This is a genomic window from Nostoc sp., assembly GCF_036917375.1.
Classification (GTDB): domain Bacteria; phylum Cyanobacteriota; class Cyanobacteriia; order Cyanobacteriales; family Nostocaceae; genus Nostoc.
In genome coordinates, this window is record NZ_JBALDN010000063.1 from 108,569 (window position 1) to 132,511 (window position 23,943).

12 protein-coding genes are annotated in these 23,943 nt (G+C 38.5%); 4 read left to right on the forward strand and 8 right to left on the reverse strand.

The genetic code is table 11. The features are described 5' to 3' along the window. Positions 1-267: 267 nt before the first annotated feature. Positions 268-1,677 (forward strand): right-handed parallel beta-helix repeat-containing protein, encoded by a 1,410-nt coding sequence (locus V7K45_RS17495; RefSeq protein ID WP_335005523.1) that lies wholly within the window; start codon positions 268-270, stop codon positions 1,675-1,677. Positions 1,678-1,988: 311 nt separating this feature from the next. On the opposite strand, the gene V7K45_RS17500 is transcribed toward V7K45_RS17495, so the two are convergent. The 6 genes from V7K45_RS17500 to V7K45_RS17525 all read right to left on the reverse strand — a co-directional run bounded on the left by V7K45_RS17500 (position 1,989) and on the right by V7K45_RS17525 (position 11,908). Beyond that, positions 1,989-4,217 (reverse strand): GumC family protein, encoded by a 2,229-nt coding sequence (locus tag V7K45_RS17500; RefSeq protein WP_335005525.1) that lies wholly within the window; start codon positions 4,215-4,217, stop codon positions 1,989-1,991. A gap of 677 nt (positions 4,218-4,894) precedes the next feature. Beyond that, a complete protein-coding gene (locus tag V7K45_RS17505; protein ID WP_099102864.1) occupies positions 4,895-6,091 on the reverse strand; it encodes a glycosyltransferase family 4 protein in 1,197 nt (398 codons plus the stop codon). A 288-nt stretch (positions 6,092-6,379) separates the two neighbouring features. Then, positions 6,380-7,594 (reverse strand): O-antigen ligase family protein, encoded by a 1,215-nt coding sequence (locus tag V7K45_RS17510; RefSeq protein WP_335005528.1) that lies wholly within the window; start codon positions 7,592-7,594, stop codon positions 6,380-6,382. 10 nt (positions 7,595-7,604) lie between these two features. Next, complete coding sequence (locus tag V7K45_RS17515; RefSeq protein ID WP_335005530.1) at positions 7,605-8,708, reverse strand: glycosyltransferase family 4 protein; 1,104 nt, start codon at positions 8,706-8,708, stop codon at positions 7,605-7,607. A gap of 81 nt (positions 8,709-8,789) precedes the next feature. Beyond that, on the reverse strand, positions 8,790-10,223 hold the full coding sequence (locus V7K45_RS17520; RefSeq protein WP_335005532.1) for an oligosaccharide flippase family protein: 1,434 nt from the start codon (positions 10,221-10,223) through the stop codon (positions 8,790-8,792). A gap of 242 nt (positions 10,224-10,465) precedes the next feature. Next, positions 10,466-11,908 (reverse strand): sugar transferase, encoded by a 1,443-nt coding sequence (locus V7K45_RS17525; protein WP_335005534.1) that lies wholly within the window; start codon positions 11,906-11,908, stop codon positions 10,466-10,468. A gap of 1,354 nt (positions 11,909-13,262) precedes the next feature. Between V7K45_RS17525 and V7K45_RS17530 the strand changes: the two genes are divergently transcribed. Both V7K45_RS17530 and V7K45_RS17535 read left to right on the forward strand, forming a co-directional pair. After that, positions 13,263-19,241 (forward strand): amino acid adenylation domain-containing protein, encoded by a 5,979-nt coding sequence (locus V7K45_RS17530; protein ID WP_335005536.1) that lies wholly within the window; start codon positions 13,263-13,265, stop codon positions 19,239-19,241. A gap of 37 nt (positions 19,242-19,278) precedes the next feature. Further along, positions 19,279-19,404, forward strand: coding sequence for a hypothetical protein (locus tag V7K45_RS17535; RefSeq protein ID WP_335005538.1), 126 nt, complete (start codon positions 19,279-19,281; stop codon positions 19,402-19,404). On the opposite strand, the gene V7K45_RS17540 is transcribed toward V7K45_RS17535, so the two are convergent. Continuing rightward, positions 19,388-20,503 carry a hypothetical protein gene (locus V7K45_RS17540; RefSeq protein ID WP_335005540.1) on the reverse strand — a complete coding sequence of 372 codons (1,116 nt, stop codon included), beginning with the start codon at positions 20,501-20,503 and terminating at the stop codon, positions 19,388-19,390. The genes V7K45_RS17535 and V7K45_RS17540 overlap by 17 nt on opposite strands. A gap of 846 nt (positions 20,504-21,349) precedes the next feature. Between V7K45_RS17540 and V7K45_RS17545 the strand changes: the two genes are divergently transcribed. Continuing rightward, positions 21,350-22,531 (forward strand): aldo/keto reductase, encoded by a 1,182-nt coding sequence (locus V7K45_RS17545; protein WP_335005542.1) that lies wholly within the window; start codon positions 21,350-21,352, stop codon positions 22,529-22,531. 42 nt (positions 22,532-22,573) lie between these two features. Here V7K45_RS17545 and V7K45_RS17550 read toward each other — a convergent pair whose 3' ends face one another. Next, positions 22,574-23,614: an acyltransferase family protein gene (locus tag V7K45_RS17550; RefSeq protein WP_335005544.1), complete on the reverse strand. Its 1,041-nt coding sequence runs from the start codon at positions 23,612-23,614 to the stop codon at positions 22,574-22,576. Positions 23,615-23,943 lie beyond the last annotated feature (329 nt).

Genomic DNA, 23,943 nt, shown 5'->3' on the forward strand with positions numbered 1-23,943 from the left:
ATTGGAAATGACGCCATTTGTACGGTTGCTTGGTGTTCATGAATAGGGTAACTCTGGATACTGATATTTTTGATTCAGTGATTTTATCAGATGTTTGCAATTTTTTGGAACACAGGCTCAAAAGGTGGTTCAGCCATATTTACGCGAAAATGCGCAGGTTTAAACCTATAAAACCGTGTATAAACTTACAAGTGGCAGTGATACGACCGTATCCAATACTGGGTTATTAACTAAGGCTAGAGTTACTAACCGTTAACGATTGAGTTTTTGCAACATACCCTATTTTTCCCTATGATGATTCATGGTTTCGGTTTTCTCAGTTTGAGCGCATCTCTTGTACTTCCCTGGGCATTAACAGGTCTGGTTCAAGGACAGAGAATAACAGAGTCTTTCTTTAAAGATGTTCCTCAGCCATCCACTATTCAGGAAATACCACTACCTAACCGCAAGCTGATTAGTGGTATTTCAACTGGGACAACATACTATGTTAGTGGTAACGGAAACGACAGAAATAGCGGACTCTCTACCTCATCCGCTTTTAGAACACTTCAAAGAGCAGCAAACCTTACTAATCCTGGCGACACGGTACTTATTATGAACGGGCAATACAAGAATGGGCCCAAAAACGGTGCTGTACTAGGTATTAGACGTTCTGGAACTGCAAATGCATGGATTAAATATAAAGCATATCCTGGACATTTTCCAAAAATTCAGCACAATACATGGAATGGTATCTCAATTTCAAATGGAGCTTCATACATCGAGATTGACGGGCTAGAGGTTATAGGGAACAATGCTAACATCACCCGTGATTATGCATTAAGTCAGAAATATAACAGATCAAATCCGCTTACTAACGGAAATTGCATAAGCATTGAAGGAGGAAACAAAGGCCGTTCTCATCACATAAATATTTTAAACAACAAAGTTCATGATTGTGGAGGAGCAGGTATCTCAGCAGTCCAAGCTGATTATGTGAAAGTGGATAATAACACTGTTTTCAATAACGCTTGGTACACAGTTTATGGTTGCAGTGGCATTTCCATGCTTAATAATTGGAGTTCTGACAACAAACAGGGATACAAGATATTTGTGACCAATAACAGGAGCTACAACAATCGAATGTACGTTCCTTGGATTGATGCCGGAACGATCACAGACGGTAATGGCATTATTGTTGATGTTTCAAAAGGATATAAAGGACGGATTTTAGTTGCGAACAATCTTACCTACAATAATGGCGGTTCAGGTATTCATGCCCATGATAGTCAGCATATCGATATTATCAACAACACGGCATATTTGAATCAGCAAAGTTCAGATGTTAAAAAAAAGGGGAAGGGCGAAATTTATGCAGGTTATTCGTATGATGTCAAAATTTTCAATAACATTATGTATCCTTCCCCTGGTAATGCTGCGAATAGCAATATGAAAAACGTCAACGTCAATTATAACTACAATGTTTATCGCAATAATTCGACGATCAAGATTACAGGATCTGACGATATGATTGCAGATCCACAGTTTGTTAATGCCTCGGCTGGTGACTTTAGATTGAAATCAACAAGTCCGGCAATTAATAGTGGTTTAAAGTGGAATAGTTTGAAAACCGATTTTCTAGGCAATCCTCGTGTGTCCGGTAATGCACCTGACAGAGGAGCATACGAAAATCGGTAGTGGTTAATAGTATGGCATTGGGTTGTATTATAAAGTTATTATTGATACATAGCTTTTATCTACAACCCAATTGAAGAAACCCAGCAAGAGCCTTAGGCGTTCGCCTTGCGGCAAAAATGGATAAAGTCAAGCTAATATAGCTTTTCCTATGCTGGTAAGAGAAACCTTATCCGATTTAGGAGCGCTATATAAATAATTCTCAGTCCGGTTAATTACTTATTATTTAAAACTTCTTGCGTATTTGCGCCAGTCTTTATTAATAAATATTTATCCGGACTTGATGTAACTCCTAAAATAATTTTTTAGAAGCTTTATTTCTTCGCCAGTCCCTTAAGCTCTTTTGTCAACTCTCTTGGTTTATAATATTCGTGAGAATGATATCGATAACTACTAGATTCATTTTTATCAATTACTCCATTGACAACTAAACCTAGAACGTTGTAATTGGATCTTTCTAATATCTCTTGAGCAGCATTAGCACTGTTGGAATCAATTACACCAGGTCGGGCTACTAACAAAATACCATCAGTCATTTGGCTTAAAGTCAAAGCATCGGCTGCTAAAAGTAGTGGTGGGGCATCAATAATCACAAAATCATATTTATACTGAGATGAGAAACTCTCAATGAGTGATGCCATCCGTTTTGAGTCAAGCAAAGCAAGTGGGTTGGGAGGTCTAACTCCAGCAGTTAAAACATCAAGGTTGTCCATTACCTTAGATAGGGCAATGTCAAATTCAGCCTGTCCTACAAGAACCTCACTCAAACCAACTTCATTGGTTAGTTGCCAGAGATGATGTTGAGAAGGAATTCGCATATCTGCATCGATTAGTAAAACTCGGCGTCCTAGTTGAGCGATCGCTGCTGCTAAATTAGCTGAAACTGTAGACTTGCCTTCTTTAGGAATTGCACTAGTTATCACAATGGTTTTGAGCAAATTATCTGAACTTAAAAATTTCAGATTTGCTTGAATCATTCGGTACATTTCACTGGTTAAAGAGTGAGGAGTATCCCTGACTGCAACTGTTTGAAATGTTGATTCTGCATTTGAATCACGGGAACGAAGCTTTTTAACAGATAAAGGAACAATTCCTAGCAAAGTATATCCAAATACATCTCTAATTTCTTTAAGTGTTTTTAGAGATCTATCTCTCATCGCGAGAAAGAGTACAGTTGTGGTGGCAAAAAATAAACCGAACATGACTCCTAGCACTAAAACAATTATTGTTTTAGTTAATGTAGGATCTTCGGGCACTAAAGCCTGAGCAATAATCCGGGAACTAGGTGTATTTGTATTTTCAACTAACTGTAGCTCTTGAACCTTTTTCAATAGAGTTTGATAGGTTGATTCTGCAACTTCAACTTTCCGTTCTAACTCCCGCTGGTTTTGTGCCAACTGCGGTATGAGTTTCACCCGCTGTTCGTAGCTGGCACGAGAATTATATAGAGAGGAGAGTCTTTGAGTTAAACCAAAACGTTGTATTTCTGATTGCAGAAAGTTTTGTATCAGGCTTTGTCTGAGTTCTCCAATCTGCAATAGGTTCTGGGGAACTTGTGTTTGATTGCCAATAGTCTGACCAACTTGCTGTTGCAGGAGAGATTTTAAATTTGCTTTTTTTGCTTCTAGGTTAATAATTATAGGGTTGTCATCTAGAAAACGGCTGCGCTCAACCGCTAGCTGCCGATCGGTCTCTTGGAGTTGTGTAAGAATTCCCTGTACTGCTGGTGACTGACTTAGGGCACTTACAGCGATCGCTTCCTGAGAATTTAGCTCTACTTTCTTCCGCAGTTCATTGGTTTGGGCATTTACCTCATTGAGTTGAGCCTTGACAGTATTCATCTCATTGTCTAGATTTCCAATAGTCGCAACAGCTGACCTTGTCTCTTCGGATAAATCTGCAATCTGATGCTTTTGTTTAAATATACGTAGCGCTACTTCTGCATTATTAACAGCAGCTTGAGTTGTAGGAAGTTGCTTGGCCATAAACTGACGAGTCGCTCCTGCCTCAGAGCGATTTGTCAGAATATCATTTTCTAAATAAAACCTCATAATTGTGTTGACTACTGCTGCTGCTTCTTCAGGATTGTGACTTTTATAAGTAATACGCAATACATCTGTCCCACCAACAATTTTTAGGTTCAGGGCTTTTAGTAGTTCTTTCACCTCCAAAGGTTCACCTTCGTTGTCTTTGAGTTGTAGTTTATCTATTGTCCGTTGTAATAAAGCTGGGGAAGAAATAACTTCTATCTGACTGCTTATGGGATTTTGAGTTGCTACCAATGGTTTCAAATCTCCTCCTTCTCCTCCTTCAGAGGTATCAGGGTAAAGATTATTGCCTGCTACTTTAAAACTGGGAATCCTGAATAACAGTTTTCCTTCTGCTTCATAGTCTGGCTTCAGAAATTGTGTAGATATCGCACTCAGAATAACTGTCGCCACAAATATACTGAAAGCAGGCAACCACCAGCGTTTCAATATCAATAAGTAACGATTAAGGTCTAAATCAATAGATTCTCTAGATTCCATAGATTTTTCTGACATAAATCTTCCAAAGTACAGGTCTTAAGCAGGAAACTCAAAATTGACTTATAACAGCCACAAACCAGTGCAATTTACAATCTTGATTATGTATAATTTTACAATATAAAATATAGTATAGACGAATACGGTTCAGTTAAAGCCTAACTCTTTATCGTCTTTATCGAAATCCTTTTTTTAACGAACCGCCAAAGACGCAAAGAAAAGAAGCAAGAAGTGCTTAAATGAAATGTATTGTAGTAGATATTTAAGAAGTGAAAAATTTAGTCCCCATTGAGTACAAATGTGTGTGCAACGGTGGTGTATGTACCTTGATTGAGCAAAACCTTTGTTGTTTTTGGGATTTGAGGTGAGTTAACTACGTCCTAACTATAACTGCCTTCCCATAAATCAACCCTTTAGTAACAGGACGTTCAATTAAAAGTTTTTGCATTAGCCATCACCCACTAATATTCATTCAAATTTATTTCGGGGTTATCAAAGATTTGACTTGAATTTTTTACTTGGGTATTATACGGCTATATTCCTTGTCATATCAACTCTCTTAGCTAAAAAAAAAATTTCAAAGTCAAGTAAAAAACTTAATCTTTAGTCAGTTTGTAATTTTTGACCATAAACATCTATTCATTACTCAACTCACTTACTTAATATAGTAATTCTGAAAGTTAAAGTTAAAGTAGTTATCTACTTTGCCAAACTTTATCGTAAGCATCTAACAGTTTTGGAGCTTGATATTGCCATTCAAGAATCTCCTCCATTCTGCGTCGCCCCTCAGCTCCGATCTTTTGTCTGCGTTCAGGAGAATCTAAAAGTTCCAAAATTTTCTCGGCAAATTCTACCTCGTCGTTAGGCTTGGCATAAAGAGATGCTTCTTGTGCAGAACGTCTTCCCTCTCGTAAATCAAACTGGACAATTGCTTTTCCCATTGCCATGTATTCAAGGATTTTATTCATGGTGCAGTTTTCGTTATAAGCAGATGTTGGAGAAGGTTCTACACACACGTCGCAGCTGGAAAGCCGCTCTAAAAGTTCTTCACCTTGCTTAAAACCTGTAAATTCTACAAACTCATTCACTTCTAACTCTTTAGATAAGTCCTTGAGCTTTTCTGCCATAGGACCACTACCAATTAGCATAAAGTGAATATCAGAGCGATTTTTTTTGTGGACAATGTAATATACCATTCTTAAGAGATAATCAATACCCTCTGGTTCTCCCATGACACCCATGTAACCTATCAAATAGTTTCTACCTCTACGGTAATTAGGATTTGGAGGCATTCGGCGAAAGCGCGAAAGGTCTGGCGCACTACGAACTACAAATACTTTCTCTGGTTTCTTGTGCCCACGCTTAAGAGCTACCTCTCGGTGTGACTCGTTCGTTGAAATTACCATGTCTGCTGTGGCATAGGTCAAGCGTTCAGCCCAGCGTAATCCATGATAAAAAATATCGCGCCGCCGATACTTAGCTTCATACATTTCCGGACTGAGGTCATGATGATCGAAGATGATAGATATACCATGAAATAATTTGAACCATGCTGCTACCAAGAAAAGTAAATCGGGTGGATTACAAATATGTATGACATCAAAACCACGCTCTCGCCATACCCTTTGAGCTAGACGGAATTGCCAGTTAATTGCCCAACTGTACTCTCGGAGATAGCCAATGACAGAACTTTCTTCCGGTGGTAGAGGATGACGGTAAATGTGAATCTGTTCAATAATTTCATAATCTTTATCAAAGCCATTACCTGTAGGTGAAATTACGCTAACTTCATACCCAGCTTTTTGCAAAGTAGTTGCTTCCATCCATACCCGTCTATCAAAGGGAACTGGAAGATTTTCAACGATAATTAGTACTTTCTTCGGTGATGCCATAATAATTTCAACTTTTAATTAGTGTCGTAAGTAATTATTCACTCACTTGGCAGAATGGTCGAAACCATTAATTTATGGGTGATAGGCAGGGGAAATGTGAAACGTTACTTTAGAAAAACACTCACTTGTCAAGTCTAAAATATACCTTATTTATGTAACCTATAGTCATAACTTGGCGAAACTGGGTTGAACAATAAATATGCATATCTACATCATAATAGATATCACTGTTGCAGTTACTAGCTGGTCACAGTTCTATTGATTAATCATCTGGTTTTTACTTCATCTTTACATTCTGACTGAGAGACATGCTGCCACATAAAGTATCCAAGTCAAACTATTTGATTCCATCAAGTTAGACTCAGTGAGACTAGATAAGACTATAAATGTCATATGTATAAGTGGCCAAATATCAAATGCTGTTTTATGACTACGCACCCAAGCAAATCCTTGCAGATAACTGCGCCAAAATCCTAAAAAGAATACTGCTAACCCTAAAAGACCCAAATCTAGGCAAAGAGCCAGATAGCCATTATGGGGGTGGTTTGGTGTCCATGCAGCTGCAAGCCAAATATCGGCAGATTCGCCATTCCATCCTTGCCAGAATCCACCATAACCATACCCAAGCCAAGGATGTTTCCAAATCTTATCAATTACTAATGGCCACAACTCTGTTCGACCCGTCAGCGTCGCATCTTTACCAATTGCATTGAACAGGACATTCGCGTTACTAGAGAACCAAAAATATAAGCTTTGGCTGATAGTAGCTATCATTATTAGGGTTGGTACCATGAACTGGTAAGACCAACGCCAAATTTGAAAAGCAAAAAATGTCAATATTATGATTAATAGGTTAACTAAAGATGAACCGGAAGCAGAAAGCCGTAAGAGTAGTATTGACAAGCCAAACCCTGCCCAGAAAAGCCAACTACGTCTTTGAGTTTGATAACCAAGTATAAAAAAAGTCATACTACTTGTTACCATTCTTGCTCCCAGACCGTTTTTGTGCGTGAATACTCCACGCCACTTTGAACCATCCAAATCGCTTTGTATTCCGTATTTAGGCAAAGCTATGGCAAAAACAAAACTGAGTATTATAATAATTGCAAAGTTACAAGCGAGTAAATGTAACTGCTGTTTTAAGCTATATCGCGAAGCAAAATATAGTCCAAATAAACTGGAATTAATCAGGGAAAAACTATTTTTTAATGTTGTTGATGGTTCAAAAGACCAAAGAATAGAAATAGCTGCCAATAAAATTAAAAAATAAAGCAAAAAGTCTTTACTAAGTAAATAAAGAGTTTTCTTCCAACGTAAAACTAGTAGTGCTACTGTAACTGCGTAGATTAAAGAAAAAATAACCCGGATCGCAGAGCTATCATATTCTACTAAATCACTCTGTCCTGCTCCTCCTGACAGTATGAGAACAAAGATTGCCCCTGAATACATCAGTAAGCTCGCAATTGTGAATCCCTGTTCAGCAAAAATTAGTATTTTCCTCATAATAGTTAAACTAATATTTATTTTGCATATTCAGTTCTTTATAATAAACTTGAGCTGTTTGAGCGGCAATATTTGACCAATTTAAATCTTCTTGACAACGAGCTAATGCCGCAGTTCGCATACTTTGTTGCAAATCGCGATCGCTTAACAAATAAATAATGGCATCAGCTAAAGATTGGACATCACCAGGTGGGACTAACAACCCATCTTTTTTATGCTGAATTATCTCACTTAATCCCCCTACTTCAGAGGCTACAACTAAGGTTCCCATCCCATAAGATAAGGCTGCTACACCACTTTGAGAGGCTTCTATGTATGGTAGAACTGTTACCGTACTGCGTTGAAATAGATTACTTACTTCTTCAAGGGGAATAAAGTCATTGATAATTTCGTAGCGTTTCTCATCATAACCATTAGGGAAATATTGCTTTATGTTTTCTCCCCGTCCAGCGATAATCAGCTTGACTTCAGGTATCCGTTCAGCAATTAAAGGCATAGCCTGAAGTAAATATTTCAATCCTTTGTAGGGCCAGATGCGTCCAAAGAATAGTAATGTATTTGGCTCGCGAGTCTGACTATTCCGCCTACCCCGACGCTGATACAAACTACCAAGTTCCCCATGCGGTAAAACATTGACTCGCTCTTGAGGTATGCGAAATTGTTCAGTTAGAATCTTTTTTAGTTGATGAGTATGGACAATCAATTGTTGGGAACGATAGAAGGCAATACGCCTGGTATACTCTGAACCGAATACAGCCATCCTATCTCCTGGGTGACGGAATATGTCGTGGATAGTTGTCACCAATGGCGGCATTTTGTTAAGTAACAAAGTCCAATCATACCAAGGATCGTTGGTTTCTTGTACATGCAAGACATCCGGCTGTATGTCTTTGATAATACGCATCATGGCGTACATTGACAATAGGTTTCGCGGGTCGCGAATCCGTGGTTTTTTAAAGCTAATTACGCGAATACTGGGATCTAGAACATTGCTACAGACATTTGAGACATTTTCCGGGTGAATTAGTGTTAAATCAACATGTTTAACCAGGCTGTTTGCTAATTCGATGGTGTAATCTTCAAAGCTAAAATGTAATAAAGCAACTTTAATCATAATTTAAATTATACCCTCCCTCTTAAATTATTTATTTCATCAGTTTTTATGAGTTAATGATAATAATTTATTGGAAACGAATTACTGCGATCTTACTAGTTTTAACCATAAAAAGCGAAACCCTCCAAATGCACGAATACCTAAATAAATCACAAATAAAGTATAAATAAAAGTTGCAATAATTAGAGTTAATATAAAGTCTAAGCTAAGTTTTTGTAATAATATTAATACAGGTAACATTACAATAGTTATTATTAATGGTCGGCGAATAATTCGCCATAAATTTAATGAAAATAGGCGAGTATAAGTGAAATAAATATACTGGGTAAACCCGGAAATAGTCATGAATAATGCCATTAAAGCTGCACCTAGTAACTGATAGTGCGAAACTAATATCACACCTCCTAAGCTCCCTAATGTACTGGTAATAACTACTTCACGTAGGTTCACTATCTCGAAACCATTGGCTACAAGTAAATAACTCAGTGAACGTGTAAACGGCAAAAAAATGAGTGACGCAGCGCTGATCGTAAGAGCTATATTTGCTTCGGCAAAGCTAGCATTATAGAGAAAAACTAATAAATCTTTGCCAAACAATAAGATCCCAATAAATAAGGGTAATGCAATTATTAGTAGGATTTCGATAATATTTTCAGCTATCTGCTTCTGCTTTTCCTTTCCTTGCTCTACTGCTTTTGAAAGTCTTGGAAATATTGCTAAACTCATACTGTTAGCAATAATCATAAAGGGTTGTAATAATTGTGTTATTCCGCCAAATAAACCTACTAAAAACTCATTTCCTAATAATGAAAGGATCAGTATTTGAATTCTGCCAATTACTACAGCTATTGCTTCAATAGCAAAAAATGTGCGTGCATTTTTGATTGTATTAAAAACAAAATTCCGATCGATTTGCCATTTTATTTTTACTAAACGAGCGATAAAAATCCATTCAATTACCCAAATTAGTGTTTCAGAAAAAACTAGGATTGCACTCAAATATTCAATTCCATATTTTAGTTGCATCGCCCAAATCATCATTATTAGGCGTAAAATATAAACTGGCACTGTAGCGATCGCAATCAGATGCATCTTTTCTTTCGCTTGAAAAATTGCCTCTGTAATATTAGAAAGCGCAAAGGGGATGATTGTTAAACCCATTATGTAACAAACAGTCGAGGTTTTTGCACTATAGGGAAGTAAAAAGACTACAATCACCAATGCCCCATAACTGAAAAAACTAAATATTAGCTGTAAGCAAGTACCACTCATTAAATAGACTGCTGTTTTTTGTGGCTCACGAGCTAGTTCTCTAGTAAACAATGTTTTTAGCCCTTGTGAAGCAATGCCTACAAAAATAAAATAGTAGCTATATGCTAGTAGATACTGCCCTAAAGCCTCAGCTCCTAGAGTGCGAGCAATCGAAGCGGTTAACACAAAGGCTGTAACACTTTGTGCTAACCGATTGAGTATCATTGAAAAGGAATTACTTATGAATTTGTACTTTTCTACCATTCTTATAATTCTTAGTTCAGCTTAATTCTTTCATTTTGAATCACCATGATTTTATCGGATATATCCTTATAGATTTTTCTAGAGCGTCCTCATGCAAAACAAGTAACTAATTACTCAGTCTAATGTAGAAAAATCTAAATTTAATCCGCCGCAAATTAAACTGAAAACTGCAATAAATTTATTGGTTGATACGGAAAGTCAATTTTCTAATCATAGCTTAACAGCGATGGATTTTCTTTATGTTAGTAAGCACCATCTTTGTTCAAAACCACCATAACTGTTTTAAGAAGAATTTCAAAGTCCAACCCAAGCGACCAATTTTCGATATAGCTAATATCGAGATGAATCACTTGTTCAAAATCTAAAATATTTGAGCGACCTGAAACTTGCCAAAGACCGGTAATACCAGGTAGAATTTCATGTCGAATAAAATGATGTTCAGAAAACTTTTCAACATCTCTGGTAGGTAAAGGGCGAGGTCCTACTATACTCATTTCTCCAAAGATAACGTTAAAAAGTTGAGGTAATTCGTCTAAACTGTAACGACGGAGAAATTTTCCAACACGGGTAATGCGAGGATCATCTTTAATTTTAAAGATAATTCCATCTTTTGTTTCATTTAAAGCTTCTAATTCTTTCTGTAACTTTTCCGCATCAGACCTCATTGTTCTGAATTTCCATACTTTAAACTGTTGACCATGCAAACCTATACGCGTTTGTTTATAGAACACTGTGCCTGGAGAGTCAAGTTTTATAGCTATAGCTATAGCTATATAAATGGGGAATAATAACATTACAAATAAAGTCGCAAAACAAAAATCACAGCTACGCTTTATCCAAAAATCTTTACCTGTAATTATCGGACAATCCAAACTTAGACAAGGCATTCCCCCTATTTTGTTGAATTGTACGTTTTTATAAATTGGTTTTAATTCCATCGGTAAAATATGTACTTGTATCCCAGATGCTTGAAATAACCAGCACAAAAACATTCTATTTTTTAGCGCATCCCAAGATATAAAAACCTCTGTCACTCCTAGCTGATTAAGCTGAGTCAATGTTTGCTGACGCTGATATCTGTCTAGTGAATTGGCATTCGCCGTTCCAGATATAATATAATGCTTTTCTTTTTTTATAAAACTTGCAATCTGCTCGCGATCTTGAGGATCGCAAATAATGAAAACAGAAGAACGAACTATTTTTTTTTGCTTGCGTAGATATTCAAGAGTAATATTTACAGCATACCTACCAGTACAAATAAAAAATATACTTAGCAACAAAGGTAATAATATTAATTTTGGACGTGTTATATCAACAACTGGTTTATACAAAAAACTAACTAAAAGGATTAATCCATGAGCAAAAGTTAGCGATTTGATAATATTGAAATAGTCATAACGTTTTTGACCTTCTCGATAAATACCTTCAACAGCTAGCGATCCTATTTGAATTCCAATAGCTGTTAAAATCGGGAAATAATGACTTGGTATATACCAAGTAAAGTGTTCATAAGTAGATTGATATGCGGCTAAAATCCAAGCTAGAAATAAAAGAGTACAGTCTACTAAGAATAATGTTGTTAATCTCAACCACCACGAACCCTTACGTACCGTGACAAATGTCGATGCACGTAAATCTAAAGGTACTTCGCTGAATTTATTTGTTGTAATGCTTTGATTACTCATAGTTAAGAACAGTTGGTGTAGGTAAAATTTGATAGGAGCTTAGGTATACAAGACAATTTGCGTATCTCACTATTTTTATTTACAAAGAAAGCTTGACTTTTTATTCTTAAATCTTAACCATTTTTTTGGGAGTAACTTTAAGTTCTCGAACAAAAGCATTTTTCCGGTCGGTTTTAGTGCTGTTTTACTACCGAGATACTTAGGTTTGATTGCACTCTATAATCACATTTTAGTATGTAAAAATTAATGTTAATGAAAAAAGGAGTTGTTGGTCAATTTAGATTTAGTAGTTAAACGAAAACGCTGATGTTAATGATATCAAGCAAGTAAGCGCAATAAAAATATTATAATTTTTGAGGTTATCAATACATCGACATGAATTAATTGTGTATATCGCACATATCTTGGAGAGTTTCACTTCTTAAAGGTATAGAATGATTTCTCTCACCTCAGAAATTACTCTAGCATATTTATTTATACTAATTCAGCTTTGAATATAAAGTTGTCTTATTGTATTTGTTTTACGCATAATTACTGATTAACAAAATCTACACATAACTTATAACAGTATGCATTAAAAATTTGCTCTTTGTAATAAAACTTAACATTTTGAATATTTCTGGTTAAATTTGAGTTAGTTTCATGGATATTTCTAAATGAAGTCTTAAAGGGGCAGCAACCTTAACGACGAGACTGTAGTTTACAGGAGAAGACTGATGTTACAAAGGTAGTTGGGTTTTATAAAGTTTGCCTAAATTCTTCAAAAAAATAATATTATGACTTTACATTAATTTTATATAATTCAAGACAAAATGAAGATTTTGTAAAAACTATTTTTCATTCAGTAGATTTTACTGAGATAGGATAATGTATTTTTAGAGTTGCGTGTAAGTTTTGTATTTATTGGCTAAAACATAAATTTGATCTTTTGGATTCAATTGTAATCATTTAGAGTTTCATTTAAATCAATAAAACATAGGGAGAAAGAAAGTTATTAGAGATGGAAAACCTGTGCAATACCTCAAAAAAATTATCATTAGCCTCTTATCAATGCTGAAATGAAGGCACTGGTAATAGTTAAAAGCTAAATAGCAACTTTTGATGGTAAGTATTATAGCAGTTTGCAATTGCTTGGAGTCAAAACAATTAGTAGGGGCGCACAACATATATGTGTGCTACTAGCATGTATATCAATCAAAATTGCTATCTGTTGGTATGTGAAAATAATAGTATTTTGCTTATTTTCTATAGATTGGGGGCTGTATTTGCTTACATTTTTTTAGTATAAACTTTTAATGATTTACGTTCTCATTAAACTTTAATTATTTTATGCCCACTGACCTTAATATAGAAAATGCAGATAAATAGTCAGACATCAGCATATAAGCAAGATATTACCTTAAATACCTTAAATAACATCATCGAAACTCAAGTTTTACAGGAGTTGAATGACACCCAAGTAGTTCATCATCAGGATCTGTGCATTCATCAAATGTTTGAAATGCAAGTAGAGCAATCGCCCCAAGCCATTGCAGTAGTATGTGAAAATACACAACTTACTTATCAACAGTTAAACCAGCGGGCGAATCAACTAGCGCACCATCTACGTGCTTTAGGCGTTGGGCCAGAAGTACTTGTAGGTATATGCTTAGAGCGCTCCTTAGAAATGATTGTAGGACTACTAGGCATTCTCAAAGCTGGAGGCGCTTATGTGCCTTTAGATCCGGCATATCCCTCAGAACGTTTAGCTTTCATCTTGGAAGACACTCAGACACCAGTATTGTTAACCCAAGAAAAATTGGTCAAGAACTTACCACCCCATCAGGCACAAGTGGTTTGTCTGGACTTAGACTGGCAAGGGAATATTCAAAATAGTCAAGAAAATCCTGTAAATGAAACTACGGCTGATAACCTCATCTACGTAATCTACACATCTGGTTCTACAGGACAGCCCAAGGGTGTAATGATCCCTCACCGTGGTATCTGCAATCAACTCCACTGGAAGCAAACAACTTTTGGATTAACTCACGCAGACAAAGTTCTACTGACTATTTCTTTTAGCTTTGATCCCTCAGTGTGGCAGATATTCTGGCCATTGTGCTTTGGGGGGCAATTATTTATGGCTCGCCCTGGTGGACATCAAGATACAGCCTATCTTGTGAAGGTGATTACTGAGCAGCAAATCACAGTTCTGGCTCTAGTACCTTCTATACTGCGTGTCTTATTAGAGGAGAGGGGAATTGAAAATTGTCGATTCATTAGACACATTACCTGCGGTGGTGAAGCTTTACCTAGCGAACTTATAGAACGCTTCTTTGCCCAACTGAATTTGGACAATGTTTTACATAATTGTTACGGCCCGACAGAAGCTTCTATTGATACCACTTTCTGGAGTTGCCAACGTGACACTAATTATGCTATCGCACCTATTGGGCGTCCGATTACCAATGCAGAGATTCACATCCTCGATGACAATTTGCAGCCAGTGCCTGTTGGTGAATCAGGTGAACTGCATATTGGCGGTATTGGTCTAGCGCGAGGCTATCTTAACCGTCCAGAATTGACCACAGAGAAGTTTATTTTTAACCCCTTTAGCTCTGAACCTGGGGCACGCCTTTACAAAACCGGGGACTTGGCACGTTATTTGAGTGATGGTAATATCGAATTTCTTGGTCGTATTGACGACCAAGTTAAAATACGTGGCTTCCGAATTGAATTAGGAGAAATTGCAGCTATATTAGCTCAACATCCGGCACTGACACAGACTTTAGTCATAGCCAGAGAGGATGTTCCTGGGGACAAGCGACTTGTAGCATATATTGTTGCCCGTCCAGAGCAAATTCCTAGCCAGGCTGAATTGCGTCGCTTTTTGGAAACTCAGTTGCCTGAATACATGGTGCCTAGTTTCTTTGTCTTTTTGGACACCCTACCATTAAATCCCAACGGTAAAATAGACCGCCGCGCCTTACCTGCACCGGATACATCTGATATTAAGCTGTCAACTAACTTTGTTCCACCTCAGAATTCGACAGAAGAAGTTTTAGCTGGCATTTGGGCGAAAGTTTTGCGTCTGGAACAAGTAGGAATCAACGACAATTTTTTTGAATTGGGAGGGCATTCACTGCTGGCTACTCAAGTGATGTCTAGAGTTCGCCAAGCTTTTCAAATAGAAATACCGTTGCAACTCTTATTTGAGAATCCCACGATCGCTACTTTAGCTCAAGCGATGCCTACGGCAACCCGAAGCGGGAACGCTCAAAACCAAACTCCAGAAAATGCTCCCCAAAATCAGACTATTTCTCAAATAGCCAATCGGCAATCAGCACCTCTATCCTTTGCCCAGCAGCGAGTCTGGTTTTTGGAGCAGTTGGAACCCAATAGCCGAGCGTATATTGTCTCCAATGCACAGCGCTTAACGGGCAAGTTAAACCTGGGTGTATTGCAACAGTCACTAGATGCGATCGTTGTCCATCATGAGGCATTGCGAACCAACTTTATGACATCACTTGATGGTAGCCCCATACAAGTAATTGGCACGCCTCGGCCAGTGGAACTTAAAATTATTCAGGTAACAAAGGAGCAAGTAGAATTTCTTCTAAATCAAGAGGTGCAACGCCCCTTCAACTTAGAATCTGACTTAATGCTGCGTGCTACTTTGCTCCAAGTAGAGGAGCAGGAGCATATACTCTTGTTAATGATGCACCACATCGCTTCAGATGGTTGGTCAATTGGTATTCTTTGGCAGCAGTTAACAGCGCTTTATGAAGCCTTTTTGAGTAGTAAGCCTTCCCCCTTGGTAAAATTGCCTATTCAGTATGCAGATTTTGCTGTGTGGCAGCACCAATGGCTATCAGGTGAAGTACTTTCCAGCCAAATTAACTATTGGAAAACTCAATTAGCAGGTGCTAATACTGTACTGGAATTGCCCACTGACCGACCACGGCCACCAGTGCAAACTTTCCAAGGAGCAGCTCAATCTCTGATGCTACCGCCGACTTTGAGTGCATCACTCACAGAACTCTCGCATCAGGAGGGTGTCACTCTATTCATGACATTGTTGGCAGCTTTTGGAACAATACTGCACCGCTACACTGGGCAAGAAGACATTCTTATCGGTTCTCCCATTGCCGGACGTAACCGTTCTGAGATTGAAGAGTTAATTGGATTTTTTATTAACACCGTTGTTTTACGGACTGATTTTGCCGACAACCCCAGTTTTCGTTCAGTGCTAAATCGAGTTCGCCAGATGGCATTAGCTGCTTATGCCCATCAAGATATGCCTTTTGAGAAACTGGTAGAAGAACTGCAACCAGAGCGAGATACCAGTCGCAACCCACTATTTCAAGTGTGGTTTAATATGCTCAACTTAAGGGACATCCAACTAGAACTACCTGGAGTGGCTATCGAACCAGTCTCGCTCCTAGAAACAGCTTCTAAGTTCGACTTAACCCTTTACGTTACAGAACAAAATCAAGGAATCCAACTTGATTTAGTTTACAACACCGATCTGTTTACTTCAGAACGGATGATGGAAATGCTTCATCAATTCCATCACTTGCTGAATCAAATTGTTGCTGCTCCAGAGAGGAAAATTAGTTTATATTCCCTGGTGACACCAAAAGCGCAACTTTTGCTGCCAGAACCAAGGGCAGTTTTGCCAGAACCACAGTATGAGTTGACGACAACAATGTTTACCTCTTGGGTAAATCGTACCCCAGAACATTCATCACTTCGTCAAGGAATTCGCACTTGGAATTATGGGGAGTTGGGCAAAACCGCTCAAACTTTAGCACAGGTTTTGTTATCTCACGGAGTAGAGCAGGGAGATGTCGTAGCCGTGTTTGGGGCACGCAGCTTTGGGCTGATTGCCAGTATGCTGGGCGTACTCTTGAGTGGCGGTGTGTTACTCACCCTCGATCCGAAACTTCCCAGCCAACGCCAGCGGCTCATGTTACAAGAAGCTAAAGCTAAATACATCTTATATATTGATGGTCAACATCCAAAAGACGGAAAGATATGGGAGTCTTTAACTAGTATCTGTGTAAACCCAGACACAGGAAAAACCATAAATTCATTTAACAAGAGCATTGAAGCAGTAAACCTGCCTGAAATCGCTCCTAACGATGCAGCTTATATTTTCTTTACTTCTGGCACTACTGGTGTACCAAAAGGGGTGCTGGGGTGTCATAAAGGGTTGGCACATTTTCTGAACTGGCAGCGACAGACTTTTGAAATTAATCAGCAAGACCGCGTTGCCCAATTAACTGGTCTTTCTTTTGATGTCGTTCTTAGAGATATCTTTTTACCTTTAACTAGTGGTGCAACCCTATGCTTGCCAGAAGAAGAGGATAACTTAGAACCTACGAGAATTCTGCGTTATTTGGAAAACGAGCGAATTTCTGTACTGCATACCGTTCCTTCGCTGGCGCAATTATGGTTAGCGAATGTGCCATCAGGCGTCTCTTTACGTAACTTACGCTGGTTATTCTTGGCTGGAGAACCTTTGAAAGAAACCCTTGTAGTTCGCTGGCGGGATGCTTTTCCTGAATCAGGTGACATTGTTAATCTCTATGGCCCGACAGAGACAACCTTGGCGAAATGTTATTACCAAGTACCTGTTAACTGTAGCCCTGGTGTACAGCCAGTAGGATTGCCGCTGCCGCAAACCCAAGCACTGGTTTTCACACCAAATCAACAACCGTGCGGTATCGGCGAACCAGGCGAAATTGTAATCCGAACTCCATTCCGCAGTTTAGGCTACATCAATACCCAGCAAGAAAACCGTTCTCGCTTTGTCAAGAATCCTTTTCGGAACGATCGCCACGATTGGCTTTATTATACAGGCGATCGCGGATGCTATCGTCCAGATGGCTCTCTAGAAATTCTCGGTCGCCGAGATCATCAAGTCAAGATCCGGGGGATACGCATTGAGCCAGGGGAAATTGAAACGGTGTTAGCCCAACATCCAGATATACTCCAGACTGTAGTGATTGCTCGTGAAGACGTTTCTGGCGATCGACGTTTGGTAGCTTACATTATACCGAATCAAGACTCAGTAATTGCAATTACTGATATCCGAGGCTTCCTCTCGACAAAATTGCCACAGTACATGGTACCTTCGGCTTTTGTGGTGCTGGACACCATGCCCTTAACCCCCAACGGCAAAGTAGACCGTCGCGCTCTACCAGTACCAGACTTATCGAGGCAAGAGCCAGAAGCCAGCTTTGTTGCTCCCCGCAATGAAGTGGAACGTCAATTAACCCAGATTTGGGAACAAATTTTAGGTGTCCAACCCATTGGTGTTAGGGATAACTTCTTCGAGCTAGGAGGACATTCTATCCTAGCGGTAAAACTGTTTTGGCAAATTGAAAAGACATTTAGTAAAAATCTGCCGCTTGCCATTCTTTTCCAGTCAGGGACTGTAGAGGCTCTAGCCAAAATAATCTGCCAAGAAGAAGATTTAACAACAAACTCGGTTTTAGTAAATACCTTAGACCAATCAAAATCTAGCTGGTCATCCTTGGTAGAAATTCAACCCAACGGCTCTAAGCCACCTTTCTTCTGTATTCACGGGCTGGGTGGAGAAGTCTTATGTTTCCGTGAATTGGCATTACATTTGGGGACAGAACAACCATTTTACGGATTACAACCACGAGGGCTAGATGAAAAATACCCTCTCCATACCCGCATTGAAGATATGGCAGCGCACTACATTCAAGAAATTCAAACCCTTCAACCTCATGGCCCTTATTTTCTCGGAGGTTATTCCTTTGGGGGTACAGTTGCCTTTGAGATGGCTCGGCAACTCCAAAAGCAAGGCGAACAAATTGGCATTTTAGTTATGCTTGATAGTTGCCGTATAGGTTATAGCTGGCAGTCGCCATTTTTCAAGCGAGTTTTTTTGCATTTAAATAATATTGTTCAACAAGGGCCTAACTACCTTTGGCAAAAGGTTGTGAGATGGAGTTATTGGCGTAAACAAGAACTGCAAAATACATATAACCGTTACTTGGAAAACGTACTTCACGTACCTGAAACTGATAAGCATTTAAAGGTTATAGATACTAACACTCAAGCCCTCAATGACTATATTTTTTCACCTTACCTTGGTCGAGCTATTCTTTTGCGGACAGAGGATAAAAATCGGGACGAAGCTATAGGCATAGAATACGCTCCTCAATTCGGCTGGGACGAGGTAATAGTTGGAGGATTAGATATCCATTACATTCCCGGATCTCACCTTGACATACTTAAAGAACCTCATGTACAAGTGTTAGCTGAAAAATTGAGAAATTGCTTAACTCAAGCGCAGTCTCAGTCTGCAAAGAATTAAAATGAAAAACCACAATGCAAAATAGTCAAAAATTTAAATGGCAACGGATTCTATTGTTGCTGTGGTGCTACTAGAAACCGTTTACCACGAATGGCAAAAGCGCTCTGGGCTGGTGTATACGTTTCAATTAGTTTGGTTTAAGAAAATTAAACAGCTACACTAATTGCAGCAGCGCTCGCAGCAGCAGCAGCAGAGAAAAAAGCCGTGCTAAACAGCCACCAAGCAGCAGTTTCTGCCACCTTTTGGGTAGCTTCCGCTTGCTGTCTAGCTTGCTGCTGGCTAATTTGGTTAATTAATTGCTCTAGCTTGGCACTCAGTCGCTCGGGCTTTAGCTCTTCTGGTTCGCCAGACTTTAGAGCGATCGGCAATCCATTAGTTTGCACTTTCTGGGGTTGCTGACCCCAAATTTGCTGCCAAAAGCCTTCAAAAGAGTCTACAAACCAATTAATGTCTTGTTTTGACAAATCTGTGCGGCTATCGACTATATCCACAAAGGTTTTACGACCGATATTGCGTAAGTAATTCTCCTTACTGAGAGATTGCATTTCTGGTTGGGCGACTAATTTTTCAAACTCATCTTCAATTTCTAGTCGCTCTTGCTGAGATAGTTGTAGCTGGTTTAAATAATTGTCTATTGCCTTGCGGATACTGGTTCGATCTACCGCTGAACCTAGTTCGTTACGGACTGCCGCTGCCGCTGCATCTGCTGTGGAAACAACGCGATCGCCGATCGTCTTCGCACCAAAGGCTATAGTTGCTGTACCGATAATGCCTTGCAAGCCAGAAGTTGCCCGATCTAAAACAGAACTAAGTACCGAGCCTACCGTAGTAGCACTGACCCATACCAGTAAAAAGAAGTAGGCTGCCCAAATGATCAGACCAATAATTGCTGCCAATAGCGGGTCATGTAATGGACAAAGTTTCACCGCTAAAAAACAAGCCAGAAATAATGTAATGCTTACAGTTCCTAACGTTCGCAACCCAACTATTATCCCAACTTGATTAATCTTATCGTCCATCAATGCTTGGCTGTTAGTATCTAATTCATGCTCTGGAGTGGAGTATGAAATTCCCAAGGCAATGAAAAAGTTAGCTAGCAGCAGCTGAAAGGCAAAGGCCAGTAACAGTCCAGCTATCAAGACTAAAAAACCTTGAGTGCCTGAGAAGAAAAGCGCAGCATCTTTTGAAGCCGTAAATTCTTGAGCGATGACAAGCTGTGCTCTCCAACCCTGCGTGCTGCACAGTCTCACTATTGTATCCATACCCACCAAAATAGTAAAATGTCAGTCTTGCTACTGTTTATTTATTTATTGTTAATATATTTGCTGTTGATTTTTATCTCTCTAACGGTCTAAGCTCGACTTTATCCATTTTTGATTCAATCAAGCAGCGTAAACAGCAATATCTCTCAAACGCTCGAATAAAAGACGAGGGACTTTTATCATTTGAGTGGTTTCGGGAGAAGTTGAAAAAGTGCTAGCCTAAAAAAATCGCCTAATTATAGCCTAATACGGTTCAGTTAGGACTACGCGGTGCTAATAACAAGAAAAACAGGAGGATTTGTTTTAGTACTAATACCTCGATGTTTAGGCTTTTTTGAGCGGAACTTTGATACAGGTTTTTTGATAACTCAAGGATTGGTTCGATAAACATGCTCAGGCAATAAAGTGTCGAGAATTTCGACAGTTAACCAACTTAGAAAAACTAGAGCGGCAAAGTTTGCTAGAGAATGTGAGATATTCAAGTAAACTAACTAGAGAACGCAGAGAATATTTGGTGTATGAATGGCAAGAAAAAGCCCTCAACCAAAAGCGACATTATCTGAAGTACTAGAATGCGTGCGGCAGAATTGTCCGATGATGCACGCATTAAGCTTAAACGACTCTATCCCTCGTTTCAACCCTGACAGACTACTAGGATGAGATAATTATTCTGCGGAACTGGAATATTGGTAGGTAAAAATCCAATAACCAAAGACCTGGCTGATTTAAGAATGCGATGAATATTGCTAGTGTCACAGATTGAACAGAGGAAATAATTGTGGCACTAAAAGCTGCAATGACTATCGTTTTTAGATTTTAAGTTGGTAATAAATCCACAATCCACTGATGCTATATAGAAGATTTGGACGCACAGAATTACAGATGCCAGTGTTTTCCTGCGGTGGCATGAGATATCAGTTCAAATGGGAAGATGTTCCCAATCATGAAATTCCTGCTGATAACCAGGCAAATCTGGAAGCGACTATTAGAAGGGCAGTCGAGGTTGGAATTAATCATATTGAAACTGCTCGTGGTTATGGCACTTCTGAAATGCAATTGGGGAGAATATTGCCCAAATTTCCCCGCGAAAAGTTAATTGTTCAGACCAAAATCGGCCCAAAGGCAGATGCAAAGGAATTCCGAAAGACATTTGAACAATCCTTGAAAAATCTCCAGCTAGATTATGTTGACCTTTTAGGGTTGCACGGCATTAATCATCCTGAGTCGTTAGATGAAAGCATCCGTCCCGGCGGCTGTTTGGAAGTAGCACAGCAATTGCAAGCAGAGGGAAAAGTTAGATTTATTGGCTTTTCCACACACGGCTCGACAGATATGATTGTGCAGACAATTAATACCAATCAATTTGATTACGTTAACCTGCATTGGTACTACATTAATCAATGGAATTGGGCGGCAATCGAAGCAGCTAAACGCCACGATATGGGGGTGTTTATTATTAGTCCATCTAATAAAGGAGGTTTGTTGTATGAGCCTCCCCAAAAATTAGTAAATCTTTGCGCCCCGTTGAGTCCAATGGTGTTTAATGATTTGTTTTGTTTGAGCCATCAAGAGGTACATACTCTGAGTTTGGGAGCAGCAAAACCACAAGATTTTGATGAACACCTGAAGACTTTAGAATTACTAGATCGAGCATCAGAAATTTTGCCACCAATTTTAGCAAGGTTGGAAGAAGAAGCGATCGCTACTTTGGGAGAAGATTGGGTAAAATCCTGGGAAACAAATCTACCAACCTTTGACGAAACCCCTGGTGAAGTAAATATTCGGGTGATTTTGTGGCTGCGGAATTTAGCGATCGCCTACGATATGGTAGACTATGCCAAAATGCGCTACAACCTGCTTGGCAATGGCGGTCACTGGTTTCCTGGTAACAAAGCCGATCGGCTAAATCAATTAGACTTGCGGCAATGTCTCGCTCGTCATCCCTACGCCGATAAAATCCCCCAACTTTTGGAACAAGCGCATGAGTTATTGGTGGGTGTAGAGGTGAAACGATTATCCCAGAGTTGAGGATCAAAAACTTAGTATATTTGATGATATACGATGTCTAACTTATACTTTTGATTTCTCTAGAGTTTTTACTACTGCATCGGTTGGAAAATCACCCAAGAAAAGCTGACGCATAATTGAATAATTGATGATAATTTTGTAGATAATATATGAAATAATCAATGCACCTATTACCCTAATTCCTGGAAATGCGAATATTGAATAATTTTTCATAGTTATTTGTATCGGTTGATGCAAATACATAATCAGCATAGAAGAATTACCAAGTTCACGCATGGCATTTCCTATGTGAGATATCTTATGCAGTAATACTGCCAATTGCTGTGTAATAATAATACCAGATAAAGCTATGACGAAATTCAAAATTAATACTCCATAGCTTGTATTTTTCATGTTAAAAGGGAAATGCAGCAGATTCCCTTCGTCTAGTAAAATTGCGGACAAAAATATTATTATTCCTAATATAAGGAGTTTATGATTAATTAATAATGATTTAGCTGCCATATGTCCTAACCAGTAATATGGAAGTGCCATTACAACTACATTGATATTCCAAGGAAAGACAACATTTTTTATCAAATAATAATTAATCATTGCTAAAGAATAACAGCAAAGCATAATTTTTAACATCAGCAAATTATTAGAGCCAAACTTTATATATATCAAGTTATATAACTGCTGCGTAAAAAACAAACAAGTTACAAACCAAAACACACCGAACCAAAGTACCAGATTTGCTCCACCATAGAATTTTTTACAGATAATTAAAAATGTAAATATTATAATTTTATCTATCGGCAAGAATTGTTTTTGCTGCCAACTATTCATTATTAATGGTAAATACTGAAATAGACTAAATAAAAAAAGAAATGATAAATAGGGTACTATAAGATTAAAAAACTTTTTTTTTAAAAAAGCAGAGTAGTCAGTTTTTTCTCTATAAAGATATCCACTGATAAAGAAAAAAAGCGGCATATGAAACCAGTAAATATATTTCGCTCCTGGGCTTACTATGTGTCCTACAACAACTGTAATTATGCCAAGACCTTTCCAACAATCAATCCATTCAATTCTTTGTGACATTAATGATACCTCTTATATAATCTGTCTCCTGTTTTAGTCTTTCTAAGAAATGTCTATTTAGTGTATAGAACTTAGTGACGATAGGAAAATACGCAAGATGCGACCGAAAACCTTATTCTTACGTAGTGGTAATTCATGAATTACCGCTACTTTCATTATCTTTTGCGTAAGTCTTGATAAAATAGCTCTCATTCGCCAAAAAACGGAGAAAAAGCTTATTTTAGCTGTACCACAAAAACTCTAAGTTACCGAAGCAAAAGTACAAGATACAAGGGTGCGTTAGGCTAAATCTGTAACGCACCATGTTACATTGAGCATGGTATGTGGAA

Excerpts from the sequence above, each read along its gene's own strand:
- V7K45_RS17500 (WP_335005525.1), bottom strand. The coding sequence starts at position 4,217 with ATGTCAGAAAAATCTATGGAATCTAGAGAATCTATTGATTTAGACCTT.
- V7K45_RS17505 (WP_099102864.1), bottom strand. The coding sequence starts at position 6,091 with ATGGCATCACCGAAGAAAGTACTAATTATCGTTGAAAATCTTCCAGTT.
- V7K45_RS17510 (WP_335005528.1), bottom strand. The coding sequence starts at position 7,594 with ATGAGGAAAATACTAATTTTTGCTGAACAGGGATTCACAATTGCGAGC.
- V7K45_RS17515 (WP_335005530.1), bottom strand. The coding sequence starts at position 8,708 with ATGATTAAAGTTGCTTTATTACATTTTAGCTTTGAAGATTACACCATC.
- V7K45_RS17520 (WP_335005532.1), bottom strand. The coding sequence starts at position 10,223 with ATGGTAGAAAAGTACAAATTCATAAGTAATTCCTTTTCAATGATACTC.
- V7K45_RS17525 (WP_335005534.1), bottom strand. The coding sequence starts at position 11,908 with ATGAGTAATCAAAGCATTACAACAAATAAATTCAGCGAAGTACCTTTA.
- V7K45_RS17530 (WP_335005536.1), top strand. The coding sequence starts at position 13,263 with ATGCAGATAAATAGTCAGACATCAGCATATAAGCAAGATATTACCTTA.
- V7K45_RS17535 (WP_335005538.1), top strand. The coding sequence starts at position 19,279 with ATGGCAACGGATTCTATTGTTGCTGTGGTGCTACTAGAAACCGTTTAC.
- V7K45_RS17540 (WP_335005540.1), bottom strand. The coding sequence starts at position 20,503 with ATGGATACAATAGTGAGACTGTGCAGCACGCAGGGTTGGAGAGCACAG.
- V7K45_RS17545 (WP_335005542.1), top strand. The coding sequence starts at position 21,350 with ATGCTATATAGAAGATTTGGACGCACAGAATTACAGATGCCAGTGTTT.
- V7K45_RS17550 (WP_335005544.1), bottom strand. The coding sequence starts at position 23,614 with ATGTCACAAAGAATTGAATGGATTGATTGTTGGAAAGGTCTTGGCATA.